At 72.2% G+C, this 18,704-nt stretch carries 8 protein-coding genes (1 of these 8 running past the window's edge); 5 read left to right on the top strand and 3 right to left on the bottom strand.

Annotation, left to right across the window (positions count from 1 at the left end; translation table 11 throughout):
• Positions 1-39: 39 nt before the first annotated feature.
• Entirely contained in the window at positions 40-237 is a 198-nt protein-coding gene (locus KALB_RS49540; RefSeq protein WP_025359432.1) for a hypothetical protein, read from the top strand.
• Entirely contained in the window at positions 234-2,327 is a 2,094-nt protein-coding gene (locus KALB_RS30280) for an alpha-galactosidase (protein WP_025359431.1), read from the top strand. The genes KALB_RS49540 and KALB_RS30280 overlap by 4 nt, the downstream gene beginning before the upstream one ends.
• 77 nt (positions 2,328-2,404) lie before the next feature.
• Here the strand turns inward: KALB_RS30280 and KALB_RS30275 are convergent, their stop codons facing one another.
• A complete protein-coding gene (locus KALB_RS30275; protein WP_025359430.1) occupies positions 2,405-3,388 on the bottom strand; it encodes a TauD/TfdA family dioxygenase in 984 nt (327 codons plus the stop codon).
• A gap of 145 nt (positions 3,389-3,533) precedes the next feature.
• Between KALB_RS30275 and KALB_RS30270 the strand changes: the two genes are divergently transcribed.
• Together KALB_RS30270 and KALB_RS30265 are read left to right on the top strand one after the other, a co-directional pair.
• Complete coding sequence (locus KALB_RS30270; RefSeq protein WP_025359429.1) at positions 3,534-4,250, top strand: thioesterase II family protein; 717 nt, start codon at positions 3,534-3,536, stop codon at positions 4,248-4,250.
• A 62-nt stretch (positions 4,251-4,312) separates the two neighbouring features.
• Complete coding sequence (locus KALB_RS30265) at positions 4,313-5,251, top strand: ornithine carbamoyltransferase (RefSeq protein ID WP_268872227.1); 939 nt, start codon at positions 4,313-4,315, stop codon at positions 5,249-5,251.
• A 57-nt stretch (positions 5,252-5,308) separates the two neighbouring features.
• Here the strand turns inward: KALB_RS30265 and KALB_RS47840 are convergent, their stop codons facing one another.
• Both KALB_RS47840 and KALB_RS30255 read right to left on the bottom strand, forming a co-directional pair.
• A complete protein-coding gene (locus KALB_RS47840) occupies positions 5,309-5,551 on the bottom strand; it encodes a hypothetical protein (protein WP_025359427.1) in 243 nt (80 codons plus the stop codon).
• A gap of 14 nt (positions 5,552-5,565) precedes the next feature.
• Entirely contained in the window at positions 5,566-7,029 is a 1,464-nt protein-coding gene (locus KALB_RS30255) for an amidase family protein (RefSeq protein ID WP_025359426.1), read from the bottom strand.
• Between the two features lie 154 nt (positions 7,030-7,183).
• Between KALB_RS30255 and KALB_RS49535 the strand changes: the two genes are divergently transcribed.
• Positions 7,184-18,704 carry the 5' portion of a non-ribosomal peptide synthase/polyketide synthase gene (locus tag KALB_RS49535; RefSeq protein ID WP_025359425.1) on the top strand. 11,039 nt of this gene lie beyond the right edge of the window, so only the first 11,521 of its 22,560 coding nucleotides appear in the window; it begins with the start codon at positions 7,184-7,186; the stop codon falls past the right edge of the window.

The raw sequence follows: 18,704 nt of genomic DNA, 5'->3' as shown, positions 1-18,704 counted from the left end.
CGCCATCGCCTGAAGGTGGCTTTCACTGCGCCCAGCGCAGTGAAAGCCACCTTCACGGCGTTCTGCATCGCATGGGACCTGTCGGTGTTCACCACGGCGCCGCACAACGGTTCCCAGTACTCTGCCACCGTGTACGGCAACGGAGTGGAGTTGCAGCAGGCGATCGAGCCGCTGTTCGAGGCGTACTTCTCCCACGCGCGCAACGACGAGGTGTTCACCGAGATGGCCAGGAAGTGATCGTCGCACTGCGCGGGGCGGGCACCTCGCTGGTGGTCCGCGTCAGCGAACCGGTCCCCGAGGTGCTGCACTGGGGCGCGGATCTGGGTGATCTGTCCGAGGAGGACTTGTCCGCGCTGGAGCTGACCGGGCAACTGGCCGTGCTGAACAACTCCGTGGACTCACCGCGTGTCCTCTCGGTCTGGCCCACCCAGGCCGAGGGCTGGCTGGGAACGCCAGCGCACCAGGGCCACAGCGAGGGCACACGCAGCACTCCCCGGCCCAGGCTCACCGGGTACGACCTGCGCGGCGAGGAACTCGTGCTGCGGCTGGACGACGCGGTGTCCGAAGTGGACATCGAGCTGAGCTACCGGCTCACCGGCAGCGGCGTGCTCGCCGTGCGGTCGAGGCTCACCGCGCGGGCGCCGTACGAACTCACCGGCGTCACCACGCTCGTGCCGTTGCCACCGCGTGCCACGGAGATCCTGGACTTCACCGGTAAGTGGTGCCGGGAACGCGCCCCGCAGCGCACCGCGCTCGGGCACGGGGCCCACGTGCGCGAGGTCCGGCGTGGCAAGCCGGGGCAGGACTCGCCCTACCTGCTGGTGGTCGGCGTGCCGGGATTCCGGTTCGGCGCGGGTGAGGTGTGGGGCCTGCACGTGGCGTGGAGCGGTGACCAGCGGTACCTGGTGGAGCAGTTGCCCGAGTCCACCGGCGTGCTGGGCGGTGGCGAACTGCTCCGGCCCGGCGCGGTGAGGTTGGCGGCGGGGGAGAGCTACGAGTCGCCGACCTGCTACCTGGCCTGGTCGGACACCGGCCTGGACGGGCTCGCGCACCGGTTGCACGCCATGCAGCGCGGCACACCGCGTGGCCCGCGCCCGCTGGTGCTCAACACCTGGGAGGCCGTCTACTTCGACCACGACCTGGACCGGCTGCGCGAGTTGACCACGCTCGGGGCGCAGGTCGGCGTGGAGCGGGTGGTGCTGGACGACGGCTGGTTCCTGGGCCGCCGCGACGACCGTGCCGGGCTCGGCGACTGGACCGTGGACCCGCAGGTGTGGCCGCGGGGCCTGCACCCGCTGGTGGACCACGTGCGCGGGCTCGGCATGCAGTTCGGGCTGTGGGTGGAGCCGGAGATGGTCAACCTGGACTCCCGGCTGGCCCGCGAGCACCCGGACTGGGTGATCGGTCCCGTCCTGCCCTCCCGCAACCAGCAGGTACTGGACCTGGCCAACCCGGACGCCTGGGCGTACCTGCTGGAGTCCCTGGACGACCTGGTCGGCGAGTACGCCATCGACTACCTGAAGTGGGACCACAACCGGGACCTGCTCGAGGCCGACGCGCACGCGCAGACCCACGCGCTGTACCGGTTGATCGACGCGCTGCGGGCCAGGCACCCCGCGCTGGAGATCGAGAGCTGTGCCAGTGGCGGCGGCCGGGTCGACCTGGGCATCCTGGCCCGCACCGACCGGGTGTGGGCCTCGGACTGCAACGACCCCGTGGAACGCCAGCACATCCAGCGCTGGACGGGGCAGCTGGTGCCGCCCGAACTGGTCGGCAGCCACGTCGGACCGGCGCGCTGCCACACCACCGGGCGGGTCACCGAGGGCTCGTTCCGCATGATCACCGCCCTGTTCGGGCACGCGGGCATCGAGCAGGACCTGACCCGGTGCACGCCCGAGGAACTGGACGACCTGCGCCGGTGGGCCGCGCTGTACCGGGAGCTGCGCCCGCTGCTGCACAGCGGTCGGGTGGTGCGCGCCGACCTGCCCGACGAGGCCACCCTGTTGCACGGGGTCGTCGGCGCCGAGTCGGCGATCTACTGCTGGGCCCGCACCGAGACCTCCGCACCGGGGCAGTCCGGACGGGTCCGCCTGCCCGGCCTGGACCCGCGCGCGGCATACCGGGTACGGGTCCGCACCGAACTCGGCCTGCCCTCGATGCGCCAGGTGAGCCCGCCCGCGTGGATCGGCCAGGCCCTGCGCGGCTGGGTGCGGCTGCCCGGCGCCGTGCTGACCGGCTCCGGCGTGGCGCTGCCCGTGCTGGACCCGCAGCAGGCGATGCTGATCGAGGTCGCAGGGCGCGAGCGGGAGGTCCTGGCAGGTGGGTGAGCTGCGGCTGGCCCACGATGTCATGAAAGTGCCGTTCGAGACATCCAGTGTCTCGAACGGCACTTTCATGACAGGGGTCAGACCAGCACGTATCCGTCGCTCGGGCGCTGGTGGCGGGAGCGGCGCAGGTCGGTCATCACGAAGGTGCGCTGCAACCAGCGGTCCTGGCCGTCGTAGCGCGGGGTGAAGCCGGTGCGGCCGTGCACGGTGACCCGGTTGTCCACAATGGCCAGATCACCGGGTCGCAGCACGAGGGTCTGCGCCGCGTCGTTGAACCGCTCCTGCAACTCGGTCAGCGCGGCGGCGGCCCGGTCGGTGCGCGGGCTGGTGGCGGCCAGGTCCACCTGCAGGTTCGGGTCCTCCTCGGCGCCGGTCAGCACCGCGTGGTGCACGGCACCTTCCGGTCCGAGGTCGAACGAGGGCGGGGCCTGGGTCACGAACTCGTTGCTGAACAAGGCTTCCCGCGCCGAGCTGGACAGCAGCGGCAGCACCGTGCGGATGCACGCGGTGCGCAGGCCCGCGATGCCCTCGTGGTCCTGGCGCAGGCACAGCAGCATCACGAAGTCCGGGCGGTTGGGGTGGAACGCGTTCTCGGTGTGCCACTCCAGCAGCACCGACCCGGCGTTGCCCTGGAAGGACTCCTTGCCACGCACCGGAACCACGTCCTGCACGAGGGCGCCGGTCTTCTCCGGGCGGAAGGCCGCGGGGTCGCCGAGCCCGGCGGCGATCATCATCAGCACCGCGGCGGGCACCGAGGCGGTGCGCTGCACCGAACCGGCCACCCCGGGCGTGTCGGGCAGCACCTCGCGGTCCACCGGCAGCCCGCGCAGCAGCATCGCGCCCTGCGGTCCGGAGTCCCTGCGGAACTCCCGCAGCGGGCGGCGCAGGCCGATCGGGGTCTCGTCCCAGGCCTGTCGCGCGGCGGCCACCCAGTCGGGGGAGTCCACCGGGTCCGCGCCCGGCCCGCACAGCGAGCGGGCGACCTGCTCCACCCCCGCGGCGTCGGTGCTGTCGAGCACGACCGCGATCGGGTCGACGACGGTCTCGGTGACCACGCTCATCGCGAAAAACCTCCGGTCGGCACTGGTAGTTCAGGGCAGCCGGGGCCGCCACACCGCTGACCGTACGGAGCACCGATTTTGAGTCGTTATCGAAGCCCTTTCCGGCTGTACCACGAGCGTCCGCGCCTGGGTAGGGTCGGCGACCGTGACCACCACCTGGCTCCCACCCGAGACCACCGGCAGCGGTGTGCCGCTGTTGTGCCTGCCGCACTCCGGCGCCGGAGCGGCCGCCTACCGCGAGTGGACCGCCCGGCTGGCCCCCGCCCTGCGCGTGCTGCCGGTGCGGCTGCCCGGCCGCGAGCAGCGGTTCACCGAGCCGCTGCTGACCAGCGTCAAGGAGATCGTCACCGAGCTGGCGCCGGTGGTGCTGGCCCTGCCGCCCGGCCCGTACCGGCTGTTCGGGCACAGCATGGGCGCGCTGCTGGCCTACGAACTGGCCCAGGCCGCGTCCGCGGCGGGCCGCCCGCCCGAGCACCTCTACGTCTCCGGCTTCTGCGCCCCGCAGCTGGCACACACCCAGCCGAAGCTGCACGAGCTGACCGACGCGCAGCTCGTCGAGTACCTGAAGTCCCTGCAAGGCATGGATTCCGAGCTGCTGGACCTGCCGGAGTTGCTGGAGCTGATGCTGCCCGTGGTGCGCGCGGACTTCACCGTCTGCGGCACCTACCAGCACCCGGACCACGCCCCGCTGGAGATCCCGGTCACCGTGTTCGCCGGGTCCGAGGACTCGACCCTGCCCGCGGGCTCACTGGAGGGCTGGCGCGAGGCCAGCACCGGCCCGGTGCGCCTGCACACCCTGCCCGGCGGGCACTTCTACCTGACCGAGCAGCTCGACGCGGTCGCGCGCGTGATAACCGCATGAAAACCGCTCCGGCTAGGGTGCCGGGGTCCTGTCGTGGAACGACGATACGAGGAGTTGGCGGCGTGGGTGGTACGGCGGGCAACGGCTTGCGGCGTCACCTGATCTCACTGTCCGATGTGGACACTGCTGAGCTCGGGCGGCTGGTGCGGATGAGCGTGGGCTTCGCGGAGGGGCACCGGCGCGGTGAGCCGCTGTCCGGCGCCGTGGTGGGGATCTACTTCCGCAAGACCTCCACCAGGACGCGCACCGCCTTCTCCACCGCCGCCCTGCGCCTTGGCGCGCGCATCATCAGCTACGGGCCCGACGACCTCCAGCTCAACACCGGCGAGACGATCGAGGACACCGCCAAGGTGATGTCCCGCATGCTCGACGGGCTGGTGGCCCGCACCACCGGCACGATGCGCGAGCTGCGCGCCCTTGGCGACCAGAGCACCATGTCGGTGATCAACGCCATGAGCGCGCTGGAGCACCCCACCCAGGCGCTGGCCGACCTCACCACGCTGATGCGCCGGTTCGGCAGGCTGGAGGGCCTGCGCGTGCTCTACGTCGGCGAGGGCAACAGCACGGCGGTCGCGCTGGCGCTGGCGCTGAGCCGGTTCCCCGGCACCAAGCTCTACCTGCGGACCCCCGCGGGCTACGGGCTGGACCCCGAGGTCGCGGTGCAGGCCAAGGGATACGCGGCGGCCAGCGGTGCGCTGGTCGAGGAGCGGCACGACATGGCCGAGCTGCCCCGCGACGTGGACGCGGTCTACACCACGCGCTGGCAGACCACCGGCACCGACAAGCCCGACCCGAACTGGCGCGAGCTGTTCGCCCCGTTCCAGGTCGACCAGGACGTGCTGGACAGCAGCCCGGAGGCCGTGTTCCTGCACGACCTGCCCGCGCACCGCGGCGAGGAGGTCACCGCCGAGGTGCTGGACGGCCCGCGCTCCATCGCGTTCGACCAGGCCGAGAACAAGCTCTACAGCGCCATGGCCGCACTGGAGTGGTGCATCCGCTGAGCGGGTAGAACGCCGTGAAGGTGGCTTTCACCGCGCTGGACGCGGTGAAAGCCACCTTCACGCCATTTCGGCCAGGGCGAAGCTCGCGGCGACCACGGCGGCGCGGGCGGCGGCCAGCGCCTCGTGCAGCTGCTCGCGGTCGGCGGGGCGCTCGGCGGCCGCGGCGGCGCGCGCGGCGCACTCGACCAGGCACAGCACGGTCTCCTCAACCGGGTCGGACCGGTTGGCGGTCGCGCGCAGGACTTCCAGCTCGCGGTGCAGCACACCGCTGAGGGCAGTACCGGGGTACGAGATGGTCATGGCTCCCCACCAGGTCAGAGGCCGCGGGCGAACGTGGGTACCCGGCGGACCGGGTTGGCCTGCTCGAAGGCGTGCGCCAACCGGATCAGCACCGGCTCGCTCCAGGCGCCCGCGGCGAAGGTGACGCCCACCGGCAGCCCCCGCACGAAACCGGCGGGCACGCTGATCGCCGGGTAGCCGGCGAACCCCGGCACCAGGGAACTGCCCATGACCTCCGGGTCCCCGTTGACCAGGTCGATCATCCACGGCGGCCCCATGGTGGGCATCACCAGCGCGTCGAGCCCGTGTGCGCCCAGCGCGGCGTCGATGCCCTCGTCCCGGGTGAGCCGGTGCAGGGTGGCCAGTGCCTCGCGGTACTCCACGTCCAGGTCGGCGCTGAAGCCGTTGACCAGCTCCAGCGATTCCTGGCCGAAGTGGCGCAGTTGCACGTCCGCGTGCTCGCGGTTGTACTCGATCAGCTCCGCGAGGCTGCGCGGGTGCTCGCCGGGGGTCTGCGCGAGGTAGGCGTCCTTGTAGTGCTTGGCCTCGCGGAACTGCACGGTGCCCAGCACCATGCCGTGCCGCATCAGCTCGTCGGGTGTGGGCAGCGGCACCTCGTCCACGAGCACCGCGCCGGAGTCGGCCAGCACCTTCAGCGCCGACTCGGCCACGGCGTCGGCGTGGTCGTTGAAGCCGAAGTAGCCGCGCACCACGCCGATCCTGGCGCCCCGCAAGCCATCCGCGTCCAGGAACCGCGTGTAGTCCTCCTGCGGGCGGCTGGCGCGGGTCGCGGGGTCGCGCGGGTCCACACCGGTCAGCACGCTGAGCATGCGCGCGGCGTCGGCCACGGTGCGGGTCAGTGGTCCGATCGAGTCCATGCTGTGCACGCCGGGGATCAGGCCAGCCCGGCTGGTCAGGCCCACCGTGGGTTTGAGACCCACGACGCAGTTCACGCTGGCCGGGCCGAGAATTGAGCCTACGGTCTCAACTCCCAGTGCGGCGGCGCACAGGTTGGCCGCCACGCCGACCGCCGAGCCCGCGCTGGACCCGTTCGGACTGCGGTCCAGGTGGTACGGGTTGCGGCACTGGCCGCCACGCGGGCTCCAGCCACTGGACCCGGTGATCCAGGTGGTGAGGTTGGTCTTGCCGAGCAGGACGGCACCGGCCGCGCGCAACTGGGCGGCCACCGTGGCGTCCTGCGCGGGCCGTGACCCGAGCAGTGCCTGCGAGCCCGCGGTGGTGTGCATCCGGTCCGCGGTCTCGATGGTGTCCTTGAGCAGCACGGGAATGCCGTGCAGCGGCCCCCGGTTCGGGCCCGCGTCCAGCGCGGCGGCCTCGGCCAGCGCGTCCGGGTTCGTCTCGAGCACGGCGAGCAGTTCGGGGTTGAGCCGCTCGATCCGGTCCAGGTAGTGGCGGGTCAGCTCCACCGCGCTCAGCTCACCGGCGTCCAGCCGGGCGCGCAGCTGCCCGATCGTCGCCTCCTCGAACTCGTCGAGCATCGACCGAACCTCCGCACTGTGCTGTCCTGGCTGGTCGCCACGCTAGGCACGCGGTCTTTCGTCTTGTTATCGGCCGCGCGATAACAAGACGAAACGCGCCGTCACTAGCGTCCGCCGCGGCACGAAGTCTTTGAGGTCACGAGGAGTTGGCGGCGTGGACGGTTCGACGATGCGGGTGGACGAGGGCACGGCGAGCCTGGCGGCGCTGGTCCAGGCGCGGGCCGAGCGCGCACCCGGTCGGCGGGCGCTGGTGTTCGAGGACACCGCGCTGACCTATCGGGAACTGACCGAGCAGGCGCACCGGCTGGCCCGGTTCCTGCTGGCGCGCGGGGTCGCGCCCGGGCAGCGGGTGGCGCTGGCGCTGCCGCGCTCGGTGTCGATGATCGTGGCGATGCTCGCCGTGGCCGAGGTCGGCGCGGCCTACGTGCCCGTGGACCCGGACTACCCCGCCGACCGGATCGCCTTCATGGTGGCCGATTCGGCCCCCGCCCTGCTGCTGACCGACAGCACGGTCGCCGGGGCGCTGCCCGAGCTGGCCGCACCTCGGCTGCTGCTGGACGACCCGGAGATCGCCGCCGCTGTTGCTTCCCAGGAAGATACTGGGGTCGGCATCGAGGTCAGCCCGGCCAGCCCGGCGTACGTGATCTACACCTCCGGTTCGACCGGCCGTCCCAAGGGCGTGGTCGTACCGCACGCCGGTGTGGTCAACCACATGCTGTGGCAGGCCGAGGCCTGGGACGTGGACGAGCAGGACGTGGTGCTGGCCCGCACCGCGTTCAGCTTCGACGCGGCGGGCTCGGAGATCTGGCTGCCGCTGCTGGCCGGGGCCACGATCTGTCTCGCGCCGAGCACCGTGACCCGCGACCCCGAGGCGCTGGTGGCCTACGCCGCGCGGCACGGGGTCACCGTGGCGCAGTTCGTGCCCTCGCTGCTGGCCGTCACCGCCGAGGCCATCGCGCGCGCCGAGAACCTGGCGCTGCGCCTGGTCTTCGTGGCCGGTGAGGTGCTGCCGCCCACGCTGGCCGAACAGGTCGTCTCCGAGTGGGGTGTGCGGCTGGCCCACCTGTACGGCCCCACCGAGGCCTCGGTGGACGTCACCGGCTACGAGGCGCGGCCCGGGTGCGGCAACGCCCCGCTGCCGATCGGCCGCCCGGTGTGGAACACCAGCGCGTACGTGCTGGACGAGGCGCTGCGACCGGTCGAGCTCGGTGTGACCGGCGAGCTCTACGTGGCCGGTGTGCAGCTGGCGCACGGCTACCTCAACCGCCCCGGCCTGTCCGCGGAGCGGTTCGTGGCCGACCCGTTCGGCGAGCCGGGCACCCGCATGTACCGCACGGGTGACCTGGCCCGCTGGAACGCCAACGACGAGCTGGACTTCCTCGGCCGCGCCGACGACCAGGTCAAGGTGCGCGGGTTCCGCATCGAGCTGGGCGAGATCGAGGCCGCGCTGGCCCAGTGCGAGGGCGTGCGCCGAGTGGCCGTCCTGGTGCGCGAGGACCAGCCGGGAGACAAGCGCATCGTCGCCTACGTGGTGTCCGATGTGGACAGCGGCGAGCTGCGGACCGCGCTCGGCGAGCGGCTGCCCGAGTACATGGTTCCCTCGGCGATCGTCGCGCTGGAGGACTTCCCGCTGGCGCCCAACGGCAAGCTGGACCGCCAGGCACTGCCGCGTCCGCGCTACGAGACCACCAGGGGCGCCAGCACCGAGCAGGAGCAGGTGCTGTGCGGGCTGTTCGCCGAGGTGCTCGGCGTGGCCGAGGTCGGCGCCGAGGACAACTTCTTCGACCTCGGCGGTCACTCCCTGCTGGCGGCCAGGCTGATCGCCCGCCTGCGCTCGCAGCTGCGCGTCGAGCTGCCGGTCCGCGCGCTGTTCGAGGCGCCCACCGTGGCCGAGCTGGCCCGTCGCCTGGACGCCGCTGTGACGGCCCGGCCCGCACTGTCCAAGGTGGACCGTCCGGAGCGCCTGCCGCTCTCGCCTGCCCAGCAGGGCCTGTGGTTCCTGCACCGCCTTGAGGGCCCGAGCGCGACCTACAACATCCCGCTGGCCCTGACCATGACCGGCCAGGTGGACCGGGACGCGCTGCGGCTGGCCCTGGCCGACGTCGTGGACCGCCACGAGTCCCTGCGCACGGTCTTCCCCGACGAGGAGGGCCGCCCGTACCAGCACGTCCTGGCCTCCGGCCCTGACTTGTCCTTTGTGGACCTCAAGCCGGGTGCCGTGGAGCAGGCCGCCCGCCACGCCTTCGACCTGGCGGCCGAGGCCCCGCTGCGGGCCACGCTGTTCTCCGAGGGCGACCGGCACGTGCTGCTGCTGGTGATGCACCACATCGCCAGCGACGGCTGGTCGGAGCGCCCGCTCATCGCCGACCTGTCCACCGCGTACCAGGCACGACTGCACGGCGCCGCACCGGACTGGGCGCCGCTGCCCGTGCAGTACGCGGACTACACCCTGTGGCAGCAGCACGACCTCACCGAGGGGCTCGCCTTCTGGCGTGAGGCCCTGGCCGGTGTGGCCGAGCTGGCGGAGTTCCCCAGCGACCGGCCGCGCCCCGCCGTGGCCTCGCACCGCGGTGACGAGCTGACCTTCGCCTTCGAGGCGGACCTGCACCGGGCCGTCACGGACCTGGCCCGCAGCACCGGCAGCACCGTGTTCATGGTGGTGCAGGCCGCTCTGGCCACCCTGCTCACCAGGCTCGGCGCGGGCACCGACATCCCGCTGGGCACGCCCGCCGCGGGCCGCACCGACGAGGCGCTGACCGATCTGGTCGGCTACTTCGTGAACACGCTCGTACTGCGTACGGACACCTCCGGGGACCCCAGCTTCCGCGAGCTGCTGGCGCGGGTCCGCGAGGCCGACCTCGCCGCCTACGCCCACCAGGACGTGCCCTTCGACCGGCTCGTCGAGGAGCTCAACCCGCAGCGCTCCCTGGCCAACACCCCGCTGTTCCAGGTCATGCTGACCTTCGAGAACCTGGGCGAGGCCGCGCCGCGACTGCCCGGCCTGGACGTGGCGGTCAGCGAGATCCCCACCGGTGTGGCCAAGTTCGACATGGACCTGCGCCTTCAGGAGCGGCACACCGCCGACGGCCTGCCCGACGGGGTCACCGGCATCGTGGAGTACGCCACCGACCTGTTCGAGCACGACACGGTCCGCACGATCACCGAGGCGCTGGCGGCCGTGCTGCGCGCCGCCACGGCCGCCCCCGACCAGTCCATCGCGCGGATCGAGGTGCCCGCGATCGGCGCCGCCCCGCTCGGCGAGCAGGTGCGGGTCCGCGGCGCCCTTGCCGACCTCGGGCGACTGGAGTCGGTGCTGCGCAAGCACCCCGCCGTGGACCAGGCCGCCGTGCGGGCCTTCGGCGACAAGCTGGCCGCCTACGTGGTGCCGTTGCCCGGACTGACCGTGCGCGGCACCGACCTGCGCGAGCACGTCGCCCGCGAGGTGCCGGAGTACATGGTCCCGGCGGCCTTCCGCACCGTGGACTCGCTCGGCGGTGAGCTGCCCGAGCCGGACTTCGGCGCGGTGGAGCAGCGCCCGATGAGCCCGCGCGAACGCGTGCTGGCCGACCTGTTCGCCGACCTGCTCGGCCTGCCCGCGGTGGGCCTGGACGAGGGCTTCTTCGACCTCGGCGGCGACAGCATCGTGTCGATCCAGCTCGTCTCGCGCGCACGCAAGGCCGGGCTGGTGATCACCCCGCGCAACGTGTTCGAGCACAAGACCGTGGCCCGGCTCGCGGCCGTGGCCACCGAGGCCGCGGCCCCGGTCGCCTCCGCCGTGGTGGACGTGGCGGTCGGCGAGGTCGTGCCGACCCCGATCATGCACGCCCTGCGCGAGCACGGCGGCCCGACCGACGCCTACCACCAGTCCGTGCTGCTGCGCGTGCCCGCCGGGCTCGGTGCGGAGAACCTGACCGCCGCCGTGCAGGCCTTGCTGGACAAGCACGACGTGCTCCGCCTGCGAGTTGATGATCAGTGGCGGATGACCGTGCTCGCACCCGGATCGGTCGACGCGAGCGCTTGCGTCCAGCGGATCACCGGGTCCACTGTGGACGAAGCACGTGCCGAGGCCCAGCAGCGCCTGTCCCCGCGAGACGGGATCATGGTGCAGGCCGTGTGGTTCGAGGACACCGACCGGCTGCTGGTCCTGGTGCACCACCTCGCCGTGGACGGTGTGTCCTGGCGCATCCTGCTGCCCGACCTGCGCGCCGCGTGGGAGGCCGTGTCCGGTGGGCGAACCCCGGAGCTCGCCCCGGTGGGCACCTCGTTCCGGCGCTGGACCGAGCAGTTGCGGGCCCAGTCCGCGGCCCGCGCCGAAGAGCTGGCCCTGTGGCAGGAGGTCCTGGAGGGCGAGGACCCGCTGATCGGGGTCCGCGCGCTCGACCACGCCCGTGACGTGCGCGGCACCGCGCGGACCGTCACGGTCTCGTTGCCCGCGGAGTACACCGGGCCGCTGCTGACCACGCTGCCCGCCGCCGTGCACGGTGGCGTCAACGACGTGCTGCTCACCGCGCTGGCGGTGGCGGTGGCCGACTGGCGCCGCGACCGCGGCGAGGAGGTCTCCGGCCTGCTGGTGGACCTGGAGGGCCACGGCCGCGAGGAGATCGCCGAAGGGCTGGACCTGTCCCGCACGGTGGGCTGGTTCACCAGCGTCTACCCCGTGCGACTGGACGCCGCGGTGTCCGATTTGGACGAACTGCGGGTCGGCGGCGCCTCGCTGGGCCGCGCGGTCAAGCGGGTCAAGGAGCAGCTGCGCCGCCTGCCGGACAACGGGATCGGCTACGGCCTGCTGCGCCACCTCAACGAGCGCACCCGCGACACCCTCGCCGGGTACGGCACCCCGCAGATCGGCTTCAACTACCTGGGCCGGTTCAGTGCCCCGGAGGGCGCCGACTGGGCCACCGCCCCCGAGGGCGAGTCGCTGGGCGGCGGGGCCGACGCGGGCATGCCGCTGGAGTACGCGCTGGAGATCAACGCGCTGACCGAGGACCTGGCCGACGGCCCGCGCCTGTCGGCGACCTTCACCTGGCCGGACGGCCTGCTGTCCGACCAGGACGTGCGCAAGCTGGCCCGCACCTGGCTGCGCGCCCTGGAACTGCTGGCCACCCACGCCACCGACCGCGGTGTCGCCGGGCACACCCCCTCCGATCTGCCGCTGGTGTCCCTGGCGCAGCACGAGATCGAGCGCATCGAGGCCGCCGTGCCCGCGCTGGCCGACGTGCTGCCGCTGGCCCCGCTCCAGGACGGCCTGCTGTTCCACGCCCTGTTCGACGACCAGGCCCCGGACATCTACGCCGTGCAGGAGGTCTTCCGCCTGGACGGCCCGCTGGACCCGGCCGCGCTGCGCCGTGCCGCCGCCGGGGTGCTGCGCCGCCGCGACAACCTGCGCGCCGGGTTCTGGCACGAGGGCGTGAGCCGCCCCGTGCAGTTCGTGCCCGCCGAGGTCGAGCTGCCCTGGACCGAGCACGACCTGTCCACTGTGGACGCCGTTGCCCAGCGGGACGCCGTCACGGCCATCACCACCGAGGACCGCCAGCGCCGCTTCGACCTGGCCAAGCCCCCGCTGCTCCGGTTCACGCTGATCAAGCTCGGCGCGGAGCAGCACCGGTTCGTGATCACCAACCACCACGTGCTGTTCGACGGCTGGTCCATGCAGTCCCTGCTGGACGAGCTGTTCGACCTGTACGCCGGGCGCGAGCCGGGTGCGGTCGCCCCGTACCGCGACTACCTGGCCTGGCTGTCCGCCCAGGACGCGTCCACCGCCGAGCAGGCGTGGCGCACCGCACTGTCCGAACTGGACGGTCCGACCCTGTTGGCGCCCAACGCGGCGGGCACCCCGGTGCGGCCCGAGCAGGTGATGCTCCGGCTCACCGAGCAGTTCACCGCGGAGTTGCTCGCGGCTGCCCGCAGCCACGGCCTCACGCTGAACACGCTGGTACAGGGCGCGTGGGCGATGCTGCTGGCGCTGCGCACCGGCCGCACCGACGTGGTGTTCGGCGCCACCGTCTCGGGCCGCCCCTCGGAGATCCCCGGCATCGAGTCGATGATCGGCATGTTCATCAACACCCTGCCGGTGCGCATCCGGCTGGACCGCGAGGAGAGCCTGACCGGGCTGCTGGCCCGTGTGCAGGACGAGCAGTCCCAGCTGCTGGCGCACCACCACGTGGGCCTGGCCGACCTCCAGCGCCTGACCGGGCTGGGCGAGCTGTTCGACACCCTGACGATCGTGGAGAACTACCCGCACGAGGCGGGCAGCAGCTGGCCGGTGGCCCCGGGCCTGACCGTGGCCGGGCTGGAGGACCACGACGCCACGCACTTCCCGCTGACCCTGTCCGTGCTGCCCGGCGCCCAGCTCGGGCTGCGCCTGGAGCACCGCCCCGACCTGCTCGACCACGCCGCGACCGTGGAGCTGAGCCAGCACCTGGAGCGGCTGCTGCGCGCGGTCGTGTCCACTCCGGACAGTACGATCGGCGAGCTGGTCGAGCTGAACTGGGACGGCACCGCCGAGCAGGCGGAGGTCGAAGAGGTCGCACAGCAGGCGGTTCGCCGCGCGCCGCGCACCCCGCAGGAGGAGATCCTCTGTGGACTGTTCGGTGACGTGCTCGGCGTGCCCGAGGTCGGCATCGACGACAGCTTCTTCGAGCTGGGCGGCCACTCGCTGTCGGCGATCCGCATGCTCAGCCGGATCCGCTCGATGTTCGGCGTGGAGCTGACGATCCGCAACCTGTTCGAGTCGCCCACGGTGGCCGGGCTGGTCGAGCGGTTCAGCGCCGCCGGGACCGCGCGCGTCCCGCTGGAGCGGGCGCAGCGCCCCGAGCAGCACATGCCGCTGTCCTTCGCACAGTGGCGGCTGTGGTTCCTGCACCGCCTGGAGGAGGACAGCGCCACCTACACCGAGCCGCTGATCCTGCGGCTGACCGGTGAGCTGGACCGCCCCGCCTTCGCCGCCGCCGTGGCCGACGTGGTGGACCGGCACGAGACCCTGCGCACGATCTACCCCGAGCACGACGGCACGCCCTACCAGCTGATCCTGCCGCTGGCACAGGCCCAGCCGGTGATCACCGAGGTGGCCACCGACGCGGAGACCCTGCCGGTGCTGCTGGCCGAGGCCGGGCGGTACAGCTTCGACCTGGCCGCCGAGGTGCCGCTGCGGGTGACGGTGTTCTCCAGCAGCCCCACCGACCACGTGGTCCTGTTGCTGCTGCACCACATCGCCAGCGACGGCTGGTCGGACGCCCCGCTGTCGCGCGACCTGTCCACCGCGTACAAGGCGCGGCTGCGCGGGCAGGCCCCGGACTGGGCGCCGCTGCCGGTGCAGTACGCGGACTTCACGCTGTGGCAGCAGAAGCTGCTCGGTGACGAGAAGGACCCGGACAGCCTGCTGAACGAGCAGTTGACGTTCTGGAAGAAGGCGCTGGCCGAGCTGCCCGAGCAGCTGAGCCTGCCCACCGACCGGCCGCGCCCCGCGGTGGCCTCCTACCGGGGCGACGAGGTGGAGTTCACCATCGACGCCCGCCTGCACCTCGGACTGGTGGAACTGGCCAGGCAGACCAACTCCACGCTGTTCATGGTGGTGCAGTCGGCGCTGTCCGCCCTGCTCACCAGGCTGGGCGCGGGCACGGACATCCCGATGGGCAGCGTCTCGGCCGCCCGCACCGACGAGGCGCTGGAGGACCTGGTCGGGTTCTTCGTGAACACGCTCGTCCTGCGCACGGACACCTCCGGCAACCCCAGCTTCCGGCAGCTGGTCGGCCGGGTGCGCGAGGCCGACCTCGCCGCCTACGCCCACCAGGAGGTCCCGTTCGAGCGCTTGGTCGAGGTGCTCAACCCGGTCCGCTCCCTGTCGCACCACCCGCTGTTCCAGGTCATGGTGCTGTTCCAGAACAACGCCGAGGCCGAGCTGGACCTGCCCGGCCTGCGCGCCAGCTTCGAGGACATCGGTTCGGGCTCCTCCAAGTTCGACCTGGACTTCGACTTCCGCGAGTCCTACGCCGAGGACGGCACCCCGCTGGGCATGGCGGGCCTGATCGAGTACGCCACCGACCTGTTCGACCGGGAGACCGTGCTGACCATCGCGGGCCGCCTGGTGCGGCTGCTCACCGCGGTGGTGGCCGACCCGGACCGCCCGATCGGCCAGATCGACGTGCTGACCCCGGCCGAGCGCCAGCGCATGCTGGTGGAGTGGAACGGCGCCGAGGCCGACACCACCCAGGAGACCCTGACGGGCGTCTTCGAGGCCCAGGTCGCCCGGGACCCGTCGGCGATCGCCGTGGTGTTCGAGGACACCCGACTGTCCTATGCGGACCTCAACGAGCGCGCGAACCGCTTGGCGCACCACCTGATCGCCCAGGGCGTGGGCACCGAGGACCTGGTTGCCCTGGCCATGCCGCGCTGCGCGGAGATGGTCGTCGCCGTGCTGGCCACGATCAAGGCCGGTGCCGCCTACCTGCCGATCGACCCGGCCTACCCGGCCGACCGCATCGCCTACGTGCTGGCCGACGCCAAGCCCGCGGCCGTGGTCACCAGCTCGCAGGTCAGCGTGGAGCTGCCCGACTCGGTGCCGGTGGTCGTGCTGGACCAGGCCGAGCTGTCCACGTACCCGAGCGGCAACCCGGAGCTCGGCGCGCTGAGCCCGGACAACGCCGCGTACGTGATCTACACCTCGGGATCCACCGGCCGTCCCAAGGGCGTGCTGATCCCGCACCGCAACGCCGTGCGCCTGTTCACCGCCACCGAGCAGTGGTTCCACTTTGGACCGGAGGATGTGTGGACCCTGTTCCACTCCTACGCGTTCGACTTCTCGGTGTGGGAGCTGTGGGGCCCGCTGCTGCACGGCGGTCGCCTGGTGGTCGTGCCGCACGCCACCACGCGTTCGCCGGAGGAGTTCCTGGCTCTGTTGAGCCAGGAGCGGGTCACGGTGCTCAACCAGACCCCGTCCGCGTTCTACCAGCTGATCCAAGCGGACAAGGACAACCCCAAGCCGCTGTCCCTGCGCTACGTGGTCTTCGGCGGCGAGGCGCTGGAACTGCGCCGCATGACCGAGTGGTACGCCAGGCACGCCGCCGACGCCCCGGTGCTGGTCAACATGTACGGCATCACCGAGACCACGGTGCACGTCACGCACATCGCCCTGGACGAGGAGATCGCCGCGGGCGGCGGTGCCAGCCTGATCGGCACCGGCATCCCCGACCTGCGCGTCTACCTGCTCGACGACTGCCTCCAGCCGGTGCCGCCCGGGGTCACCGGTGAGCTCTACGTCGCGGGCGCCGGACTGGCCCGCGGCTACCTGGGCCGCCCCGGCCTGAGCGGGGAGCGGTTCGTGGCCGACCCGTTCGGCGAGCCGGGCACCCGCATGTACCGCAGCGGGGACCTGGCCCGGTGGACCACCGACGGCACCCTGGACTACCTGGGCCGCGCCGACCACCAGGTGAAGATCCGCGGCTTCCGCATCGAACTGGGCGAGATCGAGGGCGTCATCGAGCGCCACCCCGAGGTGGAGCAGGTCACCGTGCTGGTGCGCGAGGACCGGCCCGGGGACAAGAGGCTGGTCGCCTACGTGATCGGCGGGGTGGACCACGCCGAGCTCAAGGCACACGCCCAGGGCTCGCTGCCGGAGTACATGGTGCCCTCGGCCTTCGTGACGATCGACGCGTTCCCGTTGACCGCCAACGGAAAGCTGGACCGCAAGGCGCTGCCCGCGCCCGACCTGTCCGCGGCCGCCGGTGGCCGCGAGCCGCGCAACCAGCGCGAGGAAGTCCTCTGTGGACTGTTCGCCGACGTGCTTGGCGTGGAGCGGGTCGGCATCGACGACAGCTTCTTCGACCTCGGCGGCCACTCGCTGCTGGTGACCAGGCTGGTCAGCCGGATCCGCTCCGCCTTCGGCGCGGAGCTGGCCCTGCGCGCGCTGTTCGAGGCGCCGACCGTGGCGGGGCTGTCCGAGCGGCTCGACGCCGCCGAGCGGGCCCGCACCGCGCTGCGCCCGATGCCGCGCGAGGGCAGGTTGCCGCTGTCGTTCGTGCAGCAGGGCTTGTGGTTCCTCGGCCAGCTGGAGGGCCCGAGCGCCACCTACAACGTGCCACTGGTCATGCGCATGTCCGGCGATCTCGACCTGGACGCGCTGCGTGAGGCCCTGGCCGACGTGGTCGCACGGCACGAGTCGCTGCGCACCCTGTTCCCCGACGTGGACGGCACGCCCTACCAGGTCGTGCTGGACCCGGTGCAGGGCCGCCCGGAACTGCACGTCGAGCACGTCAGCGCGGAGGAGCTCACCGAGGCGCTGCGCGAGGCCTCCCGGTACCACTTCGACCTGACCACCGAGCTGCCGCTGCGCACCACCCTGTTCTGCCTGGGCGGCAACGAGTACGCGCTGCTGCCGCTGATGCACCACATCGCCAGCGACGGCTGGTCGGAGTCCCTGCTGGGCAACGACCTGTCCGAGGCCTACGCGGCACGACTGCGTGGCCAGGCGCCGGGCTGGGCCCCGCTGCCGGTGCAGTACGTGGACTACACGCTGTGGCAGCGGGAACTGCTGGGCAGCGAGGAGGACCCGAACAGCGAGATCAGCCGCCAGATGGCGTTCTGGCGCACGACCCTGGCCGGGCTGCCGGAGAAGATCGAGCTGCCCACCGACCGCGCGCGGCCCGCCGTGGCCAGCTACGGCGGCGACGAGGCCGAGCTGCGGATCAGCCCCGCGCTGCACGCGAAGATGGCCGAACTGGCCAAGCAGACCAACACCACGCTGTTCATGCTGATCCAGGCGGGCCTGTCCGCCCTGCTGACCAGGGTCGGCGCGGGCACGGACATCCCGCTGGGCACGCCGATCGCCGGTCGTACCGACGAGGCGCTGGAGGACCTGTTCGGGTTCTTCGTGAACACGCTCGTACTGCGTACGGACACCTCCGGGGACCCGAGCTTCCGCACCCTGCTGGACCGGGTGCGCGAGACCGACCTGGCCGCCTTCGCCCACCAGGACCTGCCCTTCGAGCGGATCGTGGAGGTGGTCAACCCCACCCGTTCGCTGGCGCACCACCCGCTGTTCCAGATCATGCTGACCTTCGAGAACTTCGACGAGGTCGACGTGCGCCTGCCCGGCCTGGAGGTTGGCCTGGAGGACGTGATCGCGGGCGTGGCGAAGTTCGCCATGGACATCCGCCTGCAGGAGCGCTACTCCGCGGACGGCGAGCCCGCGGGCATCGTCGGTGAGATCGAGTACGCCACCGACCTGTTCGACCGGGCCACGATCGACGGCTTCGGTGAGCGGCTCATGCGCGTGCTGGACGAGGCGGTCAGCAACCCGGACCGGACCATCGGCGAGCTGGACGTGCTGGACCCGGCCGAGCGCCAGCGGATCACGGTGGACTGGAACGGGCCCGCCGTCACCAGCACCACGACGGTCGGCGAACTGGTCGAGGCCCAGGACCCGGCCGCCACGGCGGTGATCTGCGGCGAGCAGCGACTGTCCTATGCGGACCTGCGCGAGCGGATCGGCACGGTGTCCGAGCTGCCGCAGGAGCTGTCGGTGGACTACGTGGCCGCCGCGCTGGCGGCCCAGTGGTCGGCCGCGGTCACCGTGGTCGAGCCGATCCTGCCGACCGACCGCGTGCTGCTGCACACGGCGAGCACGGCGGTTCGCGACCTGGTCTGGGCGCTGACCTCCGGCGCGGCGGTCGTGATCGGCT

The organism is Kutzneria viridogrisea DSM 43870, assembly GCF_000525635.1.
In the GTDB taxonomy this organism is placed as follows: Bacteria; Actinomycetota; Actinomycetes; order Mycobacteriales; family Pseudonocardiaceae; genus Kutzneria; species Kutzneria viridogrisea.
This window is presented reverse-complemented; position numbering and strand designations above follow the sequence as displayed.

Bases quoted from the DNA above. Each gene is read 5' to 3' on its own strand.
- KALB_RS30275 (WP_025359430.1), bottom strand. From the start codon at position 3,388: ATGAGCGTGGTCACCGAGACCGTCGTCGACCCGATCGCGGTCGTGCTC.
- KALB_RS30255 (WP_025359426.1), bottom strand. From the start codon at position 7,029: ATGCTCGACGAGTTCGAGGAGGCGACGATCGGGCAGCTGCGCGCCCGG.
- KALB_RS47840 (WP_025359427.1), bottom strand. From the start codon at position 5,551: ATGACCATCTCGTACCCCGGTACTGCCCTCAGCGGTGTGCTGCACCGC.